A 15,944-nucleotide genomic window follows, 5' to 3' on the forward strand; every position below is an offset into this window, starting at 1 on the left:
ATACTGCAGTCGGCCAGCTTATGCGGCAATCATGCGGTCTATTTTACTTAGGTTTCAGACTCACCCCTCTCGATATGACACAAGCTACCACCCCAAAACAGTCAATCGGCGATGAGATCAATTTGTTCGTTCGCCACATCGATAGTCTTCGTGGAACGCTACCAATGACGATGCTTGTCATTCAAGAGGTAGGGAAGAAATTCTCCTCAGAGTTAGTGAAGTTCGAAACAGACAATTGCGCCGTAACAACCGACGGAGATAAACGACGTGTTTCTATCCCATTGGAACACATAAGGCGCTGGAAGAAGCTAAACAGTCGGCACGATCAATCGGAACATGCAAGGATACTCGTGCCAAGGAGCATGATGGTATCGCTTGTCAGCCAATACGACGCGTTCATTGGCCGATTGTTGAGAGCAATCTTTTTAGCTAGACCTGAGCTACTAAATGCTTCAGAAAAGTCTCTGTCATTTTCGCAGGTCGCATCATTTCCTTCGATCGAAAGTATTCGTGATCATCTAATTGAAAAGGAAATCGAAGCTGTGCTTCGAACGAGCCACTCCGATCAGATCAAATGGATGGAAAGCCGCTTCGATCTGACCTTAACAAAAGGACTTGCTATTTGGCCAAGGTTTATTGAATTGACGGAGCGAAGAAACCTGTTTGTTCATACCGACGGAACGGTCTCCAGTCAGTACCTTTCAGTTTGCAGGCAACATGGTGTCACCCTTGATCCAGAAACAATAGAGGGCGCACGGCTAGGAGTTCCACAAAAGTATTTTGATCTAGCGTATTGCTGCGTTTTCGAGCTTGGCGTAAAGCTTGGGCACGTCCTATGGAGGAAATTGCTGCCAGATGAAAGAGAATCCGCTGATGGCAATCTCGCTTCTACTACTTACGAACTGATTGACCGTGACGACAACGATCTAGCCTTAGCTCTTCTCGACTTGGCTTGCGACACGTTCAAGAAGCACTCCTCAGAGTGGTTTCAACTTGCATTTACGATCAATCGAGCGCAAGCGTACAAGTGGTCTGGAAAGAAAGCTGAGTGCACTAACACGTTGAGAATAGTTGATTGGTCAGCCAAAGGTGATGAATTTAAGTTGGCTGAAGCAACGTTGAGGGAGGATTGGCCAAAGGCAATTGAAATCGTGCGTCGTATCGGAACGAGTGGGTCAATTTCAAAGCTGAACTATCGTGACTGGCCACTTTTCCGCGAGCTTCGCACCCAACCCGAGTTTCTGGTGGCATACCAGGAAATATTCGCCGAGGCTTTCCCAAGTGCCGTTATGTCGAATCCACTGGAAGAAGACGCCCCACTTGAAACCTAACTTGTCACTCCACCGGACCTGCGCGAAAAGCCGCGCAAACCGGTGACTTCAAACGGTGAACGTCTACTTTCACAAGCAGCCAACTACCGGTTTGTGTCGAAACCAGACGGTCATGAGTGGCAGCTCCCGACCCAAACCTGTCTCTCGCGAGGTTTCAAGCTAGCTTTCATAAGTCTACGTTGCTGATCAACTCAGAGTTTCCAGTGTTCCTCGACCTGATAGAGTGGCTTGCTGGCCATCAGCAGTTTAATGGCATCTATGTGGGCCACGTAGTCAGCCTCAGAGAACGTGGTCCATCGCGGATTACGCCTTTGCGCACAGAGAAATGCTGAACGCGCCTCACTCATAGCATCCCGGTTCTTCGACAGGAAAGTGCGTAGCCCTTTGAACAGCTCTAAGTCTAGCGGAGGATGGAGCAAGGGAACCTTTGGGTGGTCGTGGTGGCCTCCGCAGACCAATATCGTTTTTAAGTAGATGTTGACTAGCTTCTGGGCACGGCCGAATGAGAAACTCCTCACACCTAAACGCGCAGCCTCCGCCTCGATCTTCTTCATAAAACTCATCTGCCATTCATCGACATTTTGTCCGATATGTTCTGGCCCGGTTACCTGACCTAAGCCACTTACCTCTATTAGATCAAACGCCAGGGAGTTACCGCCGCCGACCAAGCCACGGCCATATGCGGCGGCGGCGCACCATTGAGCGTACACGTGTTTGTGTTTCTCGATGGAGTATCGGCTTACAGGCATAGTCATGGGTTTTTACTCACAAACAGTTGCTGAGCCTGATCTTTAGTGGAAGCTCTGTACTGGGGTTCTCGAGAGAATCTTTGCCCGATTTTGAGGGTATCTCACGCTGTTCCACCAATCAGAGTCAGGCTACGCGAGCGAGAAAATCACGAAGCACGCTAACAAGGCCCTGCAGCGCTATATCGTTTCTGTCCATCAAATATTCGAAAATCTCCTTCTGTGTCGCTACTTTCTTTTCCTGAAGATAATTATGGAAATCCTTGGGACCAGTAAAGCTACCTCTGCTCGTCACAAACGGAAATTGATTATCTACTTGGCTTTCTGCATAGATAGCCTTTTCAACGCTTTCGAGAGGGATCGTATATACCCCAGAGTGTTCAACAAATTTCTCATTTTTTTGGTCACCATCAAGGATTGCCATCACGTTGCCAGGTGAAGACAGAAATTGTTCCCTCTCATTGTGCTTCATCAGATTAATCACTTGGGTTCCTCCACCGATGAAGATGATCTTGTAGCGAAAGAATATCTGAGGACAGTACTTTTGTATGATGGCTTCAATGAAACCAAGAAGAACTTCATCTTCTGTTAAGATATACTTATCCCATCCCGAGAATCCGAAAAGGCGCGCTTTGGCGTAGCTATAAGATTTTGGACTAATAGAAATCTGTCCTTGGCTTTCGTCAATATAAAAAAGTTCTCTCGCCTCAAGCTGTCGCATTAGGGCAAGCGAGTGGGTTGTAAATAGAATCTTGCGCTCATACCTGGCGCAGAAATCGCGTAGCCACGCAGTCAAGTTAGCCTGCGCTGCCGCATCGAGAGAAAGGTCAATCTCATCAATCACGATGAGTTGAGCTGACCCCTTGATAGTCCGATACAAGTTTATAAGAAAATACTCCCCAGAGCTCAGGTAGTCTTCACGGATGTAGGTGTGATCGTCCTTGACGATCGCGTAGTAACTCTTACCTTTGACGGTCACCTCTACCATGCTCGAGTAGCGTATCGAACCATATATTGCGGTGAGAAAGGCAATAAGCTCATCCGGGCGGCCATGACTGCCGAGTGCAATCGCCTTACGGATATCTAAGTCCGCCTCGCTAGCACTTTTGAAGTAATTGAAGCGATTGCCGTGGGGCATCGGCAGCTCGGCTGAAATGAGGCCGCGCAGCTCGAACGGAATTACCTCCCTGCAGTTCAGTGATCGAATCTTCTCGTCATACGAAAACACTAACTTGGTTCCGTCTACGATGTAGGTGATTCGACTATTGAATGAGAACGCATAGGGTGTTGCTGTCTTAATAAAAGTATCGGCGCTCGAGAGGTTGCGCAACGCACGAACCAAAGTAGTTTTACCGGTTCCGTTTCGTCCTACCAAACAAATCAGTCCGGGAGCAGAGAGATCCAGTTCTAGCGTAAGGCTCATAACGTGCTGGATGAACTCGAGGTGGACTCGAAGACTGTTCATTGGGCGGATCTATGCAAGAAGCTATCAATGACTGTTGTCCCGAACTTGGCCCTAAGCTTTTCCAAGTAGCGAGGATCAGTTGCATATACGTAACTGATCAAGCCGCTTAGCCTTTGCAGCCCTTCCTCCATTCCCTCGCTTCGTTCTTCCTCGAAAATTTTCGCCAACCGCGATCGATCGCTTACATAGAAGTGAAGCCAAGACTCGACCCTGTTCCTAACGTCGCGATCAATAGCGATAGTGCCATTAGGCAAAATGACAAGGCCTAGCAGCTTCACTTTTCTTCCGATAGTCGTAAATTTGCTTTTGCTGGAATTGAGCGCGAACTCATCTCCCAACTCAGTTGAAAGACAACTTTTGATCACGTCACTAGCAGCTTCAATAGCCGAGCGATCATCTGCTGAAATAATGATGTCATCAGCATAGCGCGTGTATATCCATTGTCGCTCTCTACTTATAGACGCGAGTCGTTCGTCGAATCCGAGCAGGCAAGCGTTGCTTAGGATGGGGGATGTTGAGTAGCCAATTGGCAGTTTGCCGTTGATTGTGAGCAGGTCCAGAAGATGGTCAATATGCTCGGCCAAGTCAGAGATGGGGGTTACGGCCCTCTCAAGAGCTGATCGGACTAGGCCAGAGGTAATGCTATCGAAGAACCGTTCCAGATCTGTTCGGTAGAAAGCTCTGCTGCGTGAGTGGGGCATAACAGCTTGCAGAAGGGTTGCCCCCTTGCGATAAGCAAACGACACAGATTGATTAACTGGAAGAAACTCAAGCAGAAACCCGTTGAGGAACGAGTGAAAGTCCTTCAGCTTTTTAGAAGGCTTATAGATGGTTCTGTTGTTCCACTGCACGGAAGTATAGTGTTCCCTAGGGTTTAACTCAGAGAACTCTTCGAACCTATACTTCCCGTGATACATGGCATCGAACAACTGATGCAGCGGTCGTGGAGTCATCGATCACTCACCTTGGGCATCCCTTCACAACTAAAGCTGAGGCGTGCCTGACTGCAGCCCGTTGGCATTTACGAAATACCCGGCCGAACATAGCACAAGCCTTCGACCGGGCACGCGTAAGTTGATAAAACGCCCTAGGTACCAGACATTAGACTGGAGCTACTCCTAGTCGCTGGTATGGAAAAACTGTAGCACAGCTCCGTTTCGATAGACAAGCAAATAGGGTGCTGACACTAGATCCGGGGCATTCGACGGAGAGCCTAGACTTCGGCCAGTAGAGGCTCAGCGCTGTGGGTACCAGTTCACCGGCCGCTCATGGCCGGACAGCGACCAGTTGGGTGGCCGCACTGTCCGAGATTAAGTAAACATCACACTTCTGTCTGCTCTGCCATTTCAAGGGCGTCATCGACCTCGATGCCAAGGTATCGCACCGTGCTTTCGAGCTTGGTGTGACCGAGGAGCAATTGAACTGCCCTCAGGTTTTTTGTGCGACGGTAAATTAAAGATGCCTTTGTTCTTCGCATTGTGTGCGTTCCGTATGCTGTCGGATCTAAACCAATGGCGACCACCCAAGCATCGACTATCCGAGCGTATTGCCTGGTCGATAAGTGCAAAGATGCGTGGATCCGGCTTGAGAAAATGAAATCATCAGCGCGCAGTTGTTTGTAGCGTATCCATCTCACCAACGATTCGCGTGTTTGCTGAGTGATTTCAAATTGCACAGGGCGTTGGGTTTTTTGCTGCATAACAATCGCACGAGGTGCCACATGCTCCCCGTGTGCGATGTCTCGGACTCGTAGTTTCACCAAGTCGCAGGCCCGTAGCTTGCTGTCAATGGCGAGATTGAAAAGAGCAAGATTACGGAGATCGTTCGACAGTTGTAGTCGGACACGGATAGCCCATATGTCCTTGAGCTTTAACGGTGCTTTTTGCCCAACGAGCTTGCCCTTGTTCCATGGCTCGTGCGTTAAGGCAGTATGCACATTCGGTTTCATGAGGAGCTCCTTTTTATAGGGAAAGGAGTTTTAGTGTGCTGCCAATGACTCAAATTCCATAGGCTGTCGAGTGAGAACATGATCAAACGCTACCGACCCTTTGTCGACGTTGTGCCAGCCCCTAAGGCGCCGTTGCCCGAACACTCAAATCTTTACTTCGATTCTCGGAAGCCGCCACTCGGCTCCCGCTACTGGGGGCTGTCAATCTGCTGACGCACGAGTTCCGCCATCGCGTTTGATTGGGAGTCCTGCTCAGCCATTAATCCATCAACCGTCCCGTGTCTGTCGACGAGCGCTTCATCCTGACTGACCTTGAGTCGCCCTTCCAGTCGATCAATGCGAATTTCAATACCGACAATAGCGCGCAGTAGCTTTTCGACATAGTCCGTCGGAGCATCTTTCACGCTCCACGGAGTCGGCCGTGACGACTCCTGGGCATCAGTCAATTGATGCAGCATGCTCAGAATCCACTCGCCGTCTTCAACAGCCCTCGCATTTCCATGGGCATGAACCGTGACGTAATTCCAGGTGGGAACGACCTTGCCATGTCCCTCCTTGCCGGGATACCACGACGGCGTTATATAGGCTTGAGGCCCCAAAAACATGACGACTGACGGGGCACCTGCAAGAAGTAGTCGCCAAACCGGATTGACTCTCGACACGTGCCCGATCAAGCGACCGCTTTCCCCGTACGTTCGGTCAAGAACAAACGGTATGTGGTTAGCCACGAGACCGTCGCCCGTCTGGCAGGCCCATCCACCTAGTGGATATTGGTCGATATGGGCATGCATCTGGGCCAGATCGTTTAAGGCGTGATATTTCGGCCGGTACATGTTTTCTCCTTCAATTGCTCACGACGTGGCTGAGTAGCAAGGCCGCCAATACCCACATGGTCACGCCAATGATGCCATCTAGCACTTGCCAGGACCTCGGCTTGGCGAATAATGGCGCCAACCAGCGGGCACCCAAGCCCAATGCGCTGAACCACGCCAAGCTCGCCGAACTAGCACCGGCAACAAACCATCCCCTGAGAGAAGATGGTTGCTGCGCACCGATGCTCCCGACCAGCAAGACGGTATCCAAATAAACGTGTGGATTGAGCAGCGTAAAGGCAGCCGCCTGTGCCACCGCAGCGCCTCGGCTAAGTCCATCGCTTCTCGCATCGGCGCGCAATTCTGCTTTTTGTCGCATGCGCTGTAGTGCTTGCCATCCATACCAACCAAGAAACACGGCGCCAGATAACGCCATGGCCTTCGCCAAATCGGGTCGATCGCCAATAACCTGGGCCAAGCCAAAGACCCCTGCGCCAATCAATAAGGCATCCGCCAAAGCGCAGAACAGCACAATCAACCCGACGTGCTCTTGCCGTAACCCTTGACGCAGGACGAATGCGTTTTGCGCGCCAATAGCGACAATCAAACCGAGGCTGAGTACAAGACCTTGAATAAATACTGCGACGGCCATCTTTATTGCTCCCCGATGCTTGATGTCAGACAGATTGCCTTCCGGATGCAATGAAGGCAAACTATCTTTACTGAACCAAGATTAGGAAATCTAAAGAGTGTTTGACTACGAATCGCTTTTTGCGCTCGCCGCCATCATTCGTGAGGGTAGCTTTGAGCGTGCAGCACGTACCCTGAACGTGACCCCATCCGCGGTGTCGCAGCGAATTCGCTTGCTGGAAGAGCGTGTCGGCACGCCCTTGGTCGTGAGAGGGCAGCCATGCCACGCGACAGAAATGGGTAGGCGACTTTGCCAGCACGTCGATCGCGTACGGTTGCTGGAAAGGGAATTACACGATGCGTTACCAACGCTTGCAACGGATGGTGACGCCCGAGTGGAAATGCCAATTGCGGTCAATGCTGACAGTCTGGCGACGTGGTTTGCGCCCGTGGCAGCAACGTTTGCTGCCGAGTCTCCTGTGCTGCTTAATGTGGCGCTTGATGATCAGGACCATACAGCAGAATGGTTGCGCAGTGGTGTCGTCATCGCTGCAGTGACGGGGTCATCGCGACCGCCTGCCGGGTGCAACAGTCGGGCACTGGGTGCCATGCGGTATCTGGCAGTTGCCAGCCCCGCCTACGTAGCTAGATATTTCTCTGCAGGCGTCGGCGCGGGTACGTTGGCACGCGCACCCAGTTTGGTCTTCAATACGAAGGACGAATTACAGGCGCGTTGGGCCTATCGGTTGTGCCATCGACATGTGGAATTGCCGCGACACACCTTTCCCTCTCCCCATGCATTTGTGACGGCCGCTTTAGCTGGCATGGGTTGGGGACTGCATCCGCAATCGCTCATCACTCCCTATCTTGCGGCTGGAGATCTGGTCGAGTTGGTTCCCGATTCTCACTTGGATGTGTCATTGTTTTGGCAGCACGCCAGAGCTTCATCGTCTCTTCTAGAAGGTTTGTCGAGGGTAGTGATTGATGCCGCGAAAGTGGCGCTGGTGCAGACGGGTTGATTGTGGCGCCAAATTCCATGGATTAATTTGCTTACCTTATTGCTGCCGTTCGGGATGCGCATATGGCTGAAATTAAGAGCGCGACGGCAGTGACGGCTATTGGCCGAAAGCTGCCGAGCGATGATTTAAACTACAGCACCTACCTCTGAATCGCTATGGTAATAAAGTGACGATTTCAGTTTGAAAGGCAAGCTTGGCCAGATCCGCCAACCTGGTCAAGCTTCTTCGCCCGTTTTCATTCCTCAATTATCCTCAGTTCGATTGCAGTGATATCTTGTTTCTCGGTCGGTTCTGGTGAAGTAGCCAGGAAAAGACTGTTCGTTAGGCGGGAGACAGTTTCAAGTAGTTGATTGAAAGCCAATCTTAGTAGGAAAATCTAACCAAAACCGGACGGATCGATTTGAGTGTCCGATTTAAGATTTCTAAGTTCTTGATCCGTTGATCGCTCAATCTAAGTTCTAATCGGATCCTACAGATGTTTATGGGTCTATTTGCTTTGATAGCTATTGTTGATGGGTCCTGATTTGTGATCAGACGGGCGGTTTTTCGAGGGCGATCGCTCTGCCTACGGACAATATCTACTTTTTGATCAGTCTCGCTTCGCTCGGATCATAGATGTAGTCGGTAATGCTTCCGTCCTTGATCCGCGAGACAGCCTCATCGATGACGAACAGCGGGACCAGGAACCATTCTTCGGGTTGCACCGGGTTGCCAAACCGATCGTTGATGGTGATGTTCAGGCGGGCTGGTGCAAACAGTCTGTGGAAGATGTTTTCCATCTTGGTGCGGTTGATGCCGGCCAACTTGTAGGTTGCGACCACCTCGACTTTGGCCAATAGATAAGTGGATTCGAGTTCGGCGTTGGCAATCCGTGTTTCCACCTTGCCACCGGTGACCCCGATCTTGTGAATCACGTCCCGGTGTTGGGCCACGTATGGGTGATCGGACCACGAACGCAGCACATAGATGGTTCCACTCTCCAGATCTCCTTCTTCCAGAGTGTCGCTGAACAAGGGACCCAGGTCAGGATCAGTGATCCGTCGCGATGTGTCATCTTTGTAGAGGGCGCGAGCCAGGGACAAGCGAAGCATGTTGCTTTCGGTGCCATTGGAGAAAATGACGCGCAAACGAGCGTCCTTCTTGCCCTGGGGTGAATCGAACTCTTCGCCTTGTTCAGCTACATAGGCGGTTTGTCCATCGAGAATGAACCAGTGGCCCACCTCAATCGTGGCGTACTGTCCGAAGGGCCGTGTGATCCGGATGCCCGACTTCAGATCCATTCGAACCTGTTCAAACAGGTCTTTGAATGACTCAAAATCCTCACATGCTTGTCGGGCTGCAACCTCTTCGGCGGCTCTTTTTTCTGCGCTGGTTCGAACATGGCGCATGACCGTGATGTCAGTGGTGTCCGCAGCGTCTACGAGCTCGGCTGCCAGACTGTCCAGATCCAGCGGCGCATCCATTGTGGGCTCAATGGATGCTTTCACGACATCGAGCAATCCCTGATGATCCAGGGGCTCCAGTAACGCCCGGCAGTCCGGCAGCGCACGCAGTCGATCCAGGCGCACGGCGTACAGGCGCTCGAAAATGTCCCGTCCTTCCCCGTGCAGTGGAGGACGTCCATGTTTCTCAAAAAAACGCTGAATGTCTTCGAAGCCTGCGATGATTCGTTCTTCCCGGGCAGATCGTCCGGCTTTCTTTTCCTTCGGTGCAAATTCGGACAGTTCTTCAGCCAACGCATCGAGGTCGTGATCACTCATATCGCCCCTCTGCCTTGAAACGCATGAAGACTGTGGCACCTTCTGCCATCCGTTTCTCCCATGGGTCCTGGGCGTCGAGCGCTGGGATACGGCCTCGTTCCCGTTTGAATTGAACAGCACGGATGGCCAACTCCCGCGCCTCCTCCGGCGTCAGCGTTGTTCGTTTGGCGGAAATGGCAGCAGCAACCTGTTTCAAGCTCTCTTCACTCATGGTCTTTGAAAGAATGGCGTAGGCCTCACCAAATGGGTTGATCCGATCGATCAGGTCAATGTCCAGGTCACGCACATCCATGGCAAATCGGCGCACCCCATCGAGTAGTGCGGTGTTGGGCGACCCGTCACGTTCGCCATCGTTCACGAGGCCTTTGGCTTGTTGGGTGAGGTTCAGTGCTGCGACGGCGTGCTGACGCACGGCTTCCTGGTCAGTGGGATCAAGATCAGGGTACTTGTCCTTGATGATTTTTCCCAGCCGAACCTGGGTTAGTTCCTCAGGCACCAGATCCTCATCAAACAGGCCCCGCTCGATGTTGGTCTTGTCCTGAACAAAGGCGGCAATCACCTCATTCAGATCCTCTTTGCAGATGCGCTCGGCTTCCTTGCTTTTGGGCTCGGCAAGTCCAGTGATTTCGATCTGGTACACACCAGTGGCTTCATTGACACCAACATTGCAACGGTTCGGATCATATCCGTTTTCGCCGTAATCAAAACCCAGTGTCGGGACACTCTCGGCGTTCTTGGGTTTGAACTCGAATCGGGGTGCCAGCACCTGTTCCATCAACAAGCTGGCAGCGATGGCTTTCAACGTGTCGTTGACGGCTTCGGTTACCGCTTCCTCCGTGGCTGCCGGCTCGGCAATCAGGTTGGTGAAACGGGCGTGGGTCTTTCCCGGTGCGTCACGGGTTGCGCGGCCAATGATCTGCACGATCTCAGTCAGGCTCGCGCGGTAGCCTACCGTCAGTGCATGCTCACACCAGATCCAGTCAAAGCCTTCTTTGGCCATGCCCAGCGCAATGATGATGTCGACATGATCCCGATTGTTCTTCTGTTTCGGGTCTTTCAGTGCGGCGGAAACCCGGTCCCGTTTGGAAGAGTCGTCATCGACCAGATCCGCGATGCGCAAGATCCTTCCGTCCGGGCACTTCACGAGCTGGAATCCTGTGGCGGGATCGATGCCCTGCCACTCACCCAAGGCCTCAATGATGTGTTCCACCTCGCGCATCTTGTCTTTCGTGCTCTCACGCGAGTTGACGTTGGGGATGTGCAGGATGGTTTTTTCGGATGGATCGAGGACATTGAGAATGTCATCGACATACGAGCCGCTGTAAAAGAAGTAGCCGATGTCCAGGTGCTTGAGGTGTTCGTAACCGTTTAACTGCTCGTAGTACGTGTAGGTGACAGTATCGAACTTTGATTCGTCAGTCGGGGCCATTACCGCCTCGGCGTCACCGCGGAAATATGAGCCAGTCATGGCAACAATGTGAACCTTGTCGCGTTCGATGAATTGTCCGAGGTGGGCGCCAAGCTTGTTATCCGGGTTGGCCGACACATGATGGAATTCGTCCACCGCGATCAGCCGAGCATCAAAGGCTTCCACGCCATAGGCATCCACGGCAAAACGAAAGGTGGCGTGCGTACAGACCAACACCTGGTCATCACTTTCGAGAAACGTGCCCAGGGAGCGGACCTTGCCACCGCCGTCATTGCCGGGCGCATTGCACAGGTTCCACTTTGGCTCCACATGCCAGTCAGCCCAGAAACCAAAATCTGATAGAGGTTCGTCATTGAAGCTGGCACCGATGGACTTTTCTGGGACGACGATGATGGCTTGCCTGAGACCCTGGTTCTGAAGCTTGTCGAGCGCGATGAACATGAGCGCACGGCTCTTGCCCGATGCCGGTGGCGACTTGATGAGAAGGTACTGTTCACCCCGCTTTTCATAAGCGCGCTCCTGCATGGGTCGCATACCAAACTCGTTGGACTTGGTTGATGCGCCATTGCGCGCATAGGTGACAGATACGGAGGGTACGGATTTCATTTTTTCGCTCATGTGGATTTACTCCATGGCACTTTTTCTGATTCGCCGACGTACTTGGCGGTCAACCGATTGGTGTACGTGTCGTCATACCCACATAACGCCAGCACAGATAGCTCCAAGTACCACAGGCTTAATTTCCATGCGTCAAATATGCATGCACGGATCCGCTTCTTGCTGACAGGGTGAACAAGCTCATTGCGGATTTCAGTCAAGGCGTGAGGGGCATCCTCCCACTTGAGTTGAGAAGCCGACCCTTTAATGCTTGGCGTTGCATCACCAATCGAGACAGGGATGTCCAAGCTTGAAAATAATAGTCGTAGCTGGTCTGACGCTTTTAATCGGTTGAGCCCTTCCGGCGATATCATCTTCTTGTCTACGACCAGGTGTTGATAGGCCAGGCGCTCAAACGCAGCTTGTGCAAGGATGATGGCTGAATCGATACCAAGCGACCCACCGCTCGTGTTGGCCTGTAGATACCAATAGATTGCTGACCGTAGACATTTCATCCATTCCTCTGACTGTTGCCAGCGCGTCGCGAACAGAGGGAACAGGATTTCAGCCTGACTGCCTTGGTGTGGGTTGAACCATGAATAAGGTGGTTTGCCAATATGCGGTGAAGCGAAGGTCTCCCAAGTTCGATTTCCTGTCTGATCGAACCCAACCTCACATACAGTCCAATACCGGCTACCTTTGATGAACGAAAGGAAATTGGAGAGCAGAAAGCTGACTTCACGTGCGTCATCACCTGAAAAGAGAGCTCTGTCTTTGCGCTCCACCTTTGCTACATGTGTCAGGAAACACCCATCCTCATTTCTGATTCTTTCCCATGCTTGATAGGTGGCATGGTTTGGCAATGATTGGATGGAAATTCGCCATTCATCTGATTCCAGAACCAGGATCTGGCATCCAGAAGGCGCAGCGGCTTGATGTTGTCCTCCTCTGAATTCAGGGAAATTGAAAAGATGCAGAATTGCAGAAACTGATGTTTTGGACTGCATGTCAGACAGCATGACAGGCTCAGATTTTGGATGCCAATCAAGCTCTATGATTCCGGATCCAGAGTTTGATTTGAATGGTCCATAGAATCCCTCTATCTCATGACCATTGAATGAAAGTGACGTTCTGAACTGATCTGGAAATAGAAAATGAAATGCTGCTCTAGTTGAGGCTTGGGACTTTGCGTTAAAGATCAGTCGTTGGCGTGGTTGAAATCTCAGCAGTAGGTCAGCCGTCCCCGCAAACTTTTCGTTGTCCAATCCAATTTCCGCTTGCCCTCGCATCAGAACGACCGTTTCCGGTGCAGAAGAGAAATCGTATGCAGGCATGAGAGGATCTGGTCGACTCATGCGTTCCTCCGCGAGCTAGTTTTTCTTGGTGTTACTTTTCCCGTGGTCGCCGTCGTCTTGGTGTAGAGGTCAAAGAGCTTCTCCAACCGTTCGGTATCGTTTTTGAAGCGTCGGCCGATGTAGATCCGTTCCAGAACTTCGTCATTGCGCTCATGCGAAGCGCGAAGATCGGCAGGCATTTTCTCGGGGTCGTACAGGTCAGCGATCGTCGCCGGGAAGTGATGCTCTCGGGCCAGCAGAATGTCTTCAGCGCAGCGCGTGAGATCAGCCTTGTTTTTCTCGGTGAGGGTGGGGACTGGGAACGTGTTCCAGCCAAGGGTGTTGGAGTAACGAAAGTCAGTTTTCATCTTGCCGCAGACTGTGGCAACCCAGACCAGGTGCAGGCGACTGGCGACGAGTGCCATGTTCCAGAGGGGAGCCTCGAACATAGCAAAAGCTTCGCTGGTTATGGTGCTGTTTGAGTCAATCAAACCACAAGGTAAGTATGGTCGACCTTCGGATGAGGTCCGCGGGGTTACGATTGTCCATTTGGTTCCTATACGCATTTCTCTCATCTGGTGAGAACGCTGAGCCATCTCATTGGCCCCCTTGTCCCTGCTCTCCAGTCGCATGGAACGAACGCCTTCGATTCTCTTGTGAATGGTTGGAATGGATTGAGCTTCGTTTAGGTGCTGATCATCAATCCAGAGACAGTAACGTTCCAGCCCCCGGATGAACTCTGCTGATCCATAAATGCGACGAATGAATCGGCGTTCTTGTGCTTTGGTTAAGCCCAATGCGTCAGCCTCCGATGCTGACAAAAGCAGATGCCCACCATCTACAGGCTTGTTTCCGAAACTCATCTCAGACTGTTCCGAAAGCGGCTTTGAAGCTTTCTCGACAATGGTGTTCGATCCTGAAACCAAGTAAGCATTGATGTTGTCGACCTCTTTGAGAATCATCCCATCGAACTTGTCTTCGAGGTCCGGGGTATATAGCTTTCGCAACGCAGGCGGGGATGCTGAAAGACCGACAATCACCACCGTTACTCCAGCATTGTGGCTGGCCAGATTGGCCCATTTGAAGGACGTATGGGCAAAGTGAATCCGACTGCCTGTGCTGAAAATAAGTGGCCACAGTACGGGAACTTGCTGCCCCTGGCAGATGGAATTGGTCGATACAAAGGCAGCGCTTGCAATGTTGCGTGCACAGTAATCAGCTGCCTTCATGAACCAACCAGCTACGTAGTCCAATGATTTCCAGCTCTTGCAACGATGCGCAAAGACTCCTTGTAGGTCAGCCTTTTGGTACGAGTCTTGCCACGTGGATCCAAGATACGGCGGATTGCCGCAGATGTAGACTTCTCCACCCTCGTTGCTGAAATTGATTTCGGTTTGATCAAGCGGAGTTTGAAACAGATCGTCAGAGATCAGTCTGACCGTATTGTTCTCTGATGGGCATACTTTTTCCCAGTCGAGTCGCAGTGCATTGCCGCAGACGATCCAGTTTTCGTTGCGTAAAGGCAGGAACTCAGCGAGGGCCAGTTTTTGTCCTCGGTATAAAACATCGCTCTGGTACTCTGCGATGATCAGGGCCAGGCGTGCAATCTCTGAAGGGAAATCGCGTAGCTCAATGCCACGAAAATTGGTCAAAGGAATGTCTGATGCTCGATCGCGCTCCCCACGCCGAAGGTTGATCTCGGCTTCGATGGCACGCATTTCTTTGTAGGCGATGACCAGAAAATTTCCTGAACCACACGCCGGGTCAAAGACCCTGATCCTGGCGATGCGCTTGCGCAAATTCAGCAAGGTTCTCTGGTTGTCACCGGCTTCTTCCAGCCTGGAGCGAAGATCATCCAGGAACAACGGGTTCAGGACCTTCAGAATATTGGGGACACTGGTGTAGTGCATCCCCAGCTCACCACGTTCATCGTCCTCGGCAATCGCCTGGATCATCGAGCCGAAGATGTCCGGGTTGATTCTGGTCCAGTCCAAACCGCCGACGTGCAGCAGGTAGGATCGGGCGATCTTGCTGAATCGTGGCACTTCGTCAGCGCCGGAAAACAAGCGTCCATTGACGTAGGGAAATTCTTCTGCCCAGCGGGGAATGTTGGCCGCCGTGCGCTCTTCGCGCTTGGTGTTCATCGAACGGAAAAGTGTTGCGATGACCTCGTGCGTATTGGATGAGTCTCTGGTGCTCATCTGGGTGATGGTTTCGGTAAAACGCCCCTTGCCGATGAAGATATCCGTGTCTTCCGCGAAGAAGCAGAAGATCAGCCGCGCCATGAAGATGTTCATGTCGTGTCGACGTTCGGCTGTGCTCCATTCAGGATTGTCTTTTAGCAATTGAACATAAAGTCGGTTCAGTCGACTGGTTGCACGGATATCAAAGGCGTTTTCGCTGATCTGGCGAACGGTACTGATACCCGCGAGCGGCAAGAAGAAACCGAAATGGTCTGGAAAATCCTTGAAGGCACAGGCCACCGTCTCGCCGCTGGTCAGGTCCTCTGCCTCAAAGTCCACGCCATCGGTGGCCAGGACGAACTTCGCTTTGGCCCTGACTGTGGCTGGACTGGATTTCAGCGCGGTGAGTGTCTGTGTCACCTGCCCTGCATCGCAAGTCAGGATGTGGATATTGCTGGTCTGTAAAACACCACCAAGGTCGGATTTGTTCGTTGTGCCGACTTGGAGGCGTTTGATCGTCGTCGCTTTGTTGCCGAAGGCCTCGAGGAATGCATAGGGGAACACTGCTGGATCAAATGGCTGCTCCGCAAGGTCTGTGATGGCTTGTTCGATTTCAACCGCGTTCATCTGGCATCTTGCCCGTCGAAAAAATTTGTTCGTGTTGGAGGATCAGGTTGGCTACACAGCAAA

Annotated in this window: 12 protein-coding genes; 2 read left to right on the forward strand and 10 right to left on the reverse strand. The window is 51.8% G+C overall.

Going from position 1 to position 15,944, the window contains the following annotated elements:
* Positions 1-164 precede the first annotated feature (164 nt).
* Positions 165-1,331 (forward strand): hypothetical protein, encoded by a 1,167-nt coding sequence (locus DBV39_RS14440; RefSeq protein WP_159078966.1) that lies wholly within the window; start codon positions 165-167, stop codon positions 1,329-1,331.
* A gap of 191 nt (positions 1,332-1,522) precedes the next feature.
* On the opposite strand, the gene DBV39_RS14445 is transcribed toward DBV39_RS14440, so the two are convergent.
* The 6 genes from DBV39_RS14445 to DBV39_RS14470 form a co-directional block, all read right to left on the reverse strand.
* The gene (locus DBV39_RS14445; RefSeq protein WP_108622133.1) at positions 1,523-2,086 is read right to left on the reverse strand and encodes a hypothetical protein; all 564 of its coding nucleotides are present in this window, start codon (positions 2,084-2,086) and stop codon (positions 1,523-1,525) included.
* Positions 2,087-2,204: 118 nt separating this feature from the next.
* Positions 2,205-3,500, reverse strand: a complete 1,296-nt coding sequence (locus DBV39_RS14450) for an AAA family ATPase (RefSeq protein WP_227870646.1) — start codon at positions 3,498-3,500, stop codon at positions 2,205-2,207.
* Positions 3,501-3,538: 38 nt separating this feature from the next.
* Positions 3,539-4,495 (reverse strand): reverse transcriptase family protein, encoded by a 957-nt coding sequence (locus tag DBV39_RS14455; protein ID WP_108622135.1) that lies wholly within the window; start codon positions 4,493-4,495, stop codon positions 3,539-3,541.
* A gap of 368 nt (positions 4,496-4,863) precedes the next feature.
* Positions 4,864-5,490 (reverse strand): tyrosine-type recombinase/integrase, encoded by a 627-nt coding sequence (locus DBV39_RS14460; RefSeq protein WP_108622136.1) that lies wholly within the window; start codon positions 5,488-5,490, stop codon positions 4,864-4,866.
* Between the two features lie 188 nt (positions 5,491-5,678).
* Positions 5,679-6,323, reverse strand: coding sequence for an FMN-binding negative transcriptional regulator (locus DBV39_RS14465; protein WP_108621387.1), 645 nt, complete (start codon positions 6,321-6,323; stop codon positions 5,679-5,681).
* 10 nt (positions 6,324-6,333) lie between these two features.
* A complete protein-coding gene (locus tag DBV39_RS14470) occupies positions 6,334-6,954 on the reverse strand; it encodes a LysE/ArgO family amino acid transporter (protein WP_108621386.1) in 621 nt (206 codons plus the stop codon).
* A 97-nt stretch (positions 6,955-7,051) separates the two neighbouring features.
* Between DBV39_RS14470 and DBV39_RS14475 the strand changes: the two genes are divergently transcribed.
* Positions 7,052-7,951, forward strand: coding sequence for a LysR family transcriptional regulator ArgP (locus DBV39_RS14475; protein WP_108622137.1), 900 nt, complete (start codon positions 7,052-7,054; stop codon positions 7,949-7,951).
* A 578-nt stretch (positions 7,952-8,529) separates the two neighbouring features.
* Here the strand turns inward: DBV39_RS14475 and DBV39_RS14480 are convergent.
* The 4 genes from DBV39_RS14480 to DBV39_RS14495 are packed head-to-tail and all read right to left on the reverse strand — an operon-like array spanning position 8,530 to position 15,881.
* Positions 8,530-9,711 carry a GIY-YIG nuclease family protein gene (locus DBV39_RS14480; protein WP_108622138.1) on the reverse strand — a complete coding sequence of 394 codons (1,182 nt, stop codon included), beginning with the start codon at positions 9,709-9,711 and terminating at the stop codon, positions 8,530-8,532.
* On the reverse strand, positions 9,704-11,758 hold the full coding sequence (locus tag DBV39_RS14485) for a DEAD/DEAH box helicase (RefSeq protein WP_108622139.1): 2,055 nt from the start codon (positions 11,756-11,758) through the stop codon (positions 9,704-9,706). The genes DBV39_RS14480 and DBV39_RS14485 overlap by 8 nt, the downstream gene beginning before the upstream one ends.
* Complete coding sequence (locus DBV39_RS14490) at positions 11,755-13,092, reverse strand: hypothetical protein (protein WP_159078967.1); 1,338 nt, start codon at positions 13,090-13,092, stop codon at positions 11,755-11,757. Before DBV39_RS14490 ends, DBV39_RS14485 begins: the two co-directional genes overlap by 4 nt.
* Positions 13,089-15,881, reverse strand: a complete 2,793-nt coding sequence (locus DBV39_RS14495; protein ID WP_108622141.1) for a class I SAM-dependent DNA methyltransferase — start codon at positions 15,879-15,881, stop codon at positions 13,089-13,091. Before DBV39_RS14495 ends, DBV39_RS14490 begins: the two co-directional genes overlap by 4 nt.
* Positions 15,882-15,944: the final 63 nt, after the last annotated feature.

The sequence above is a fragment of the Orrella marina genome (assembly GCF_003058465.1).
In the GTDB taxonomy this organism is placed as follows: domain Bacteria; phylum Pseudomonadota; class Gammaproteobacteria; order Burkholderiales; family Burkholderiaceae_B; genus Algicoccus; species Algicoccus marinus.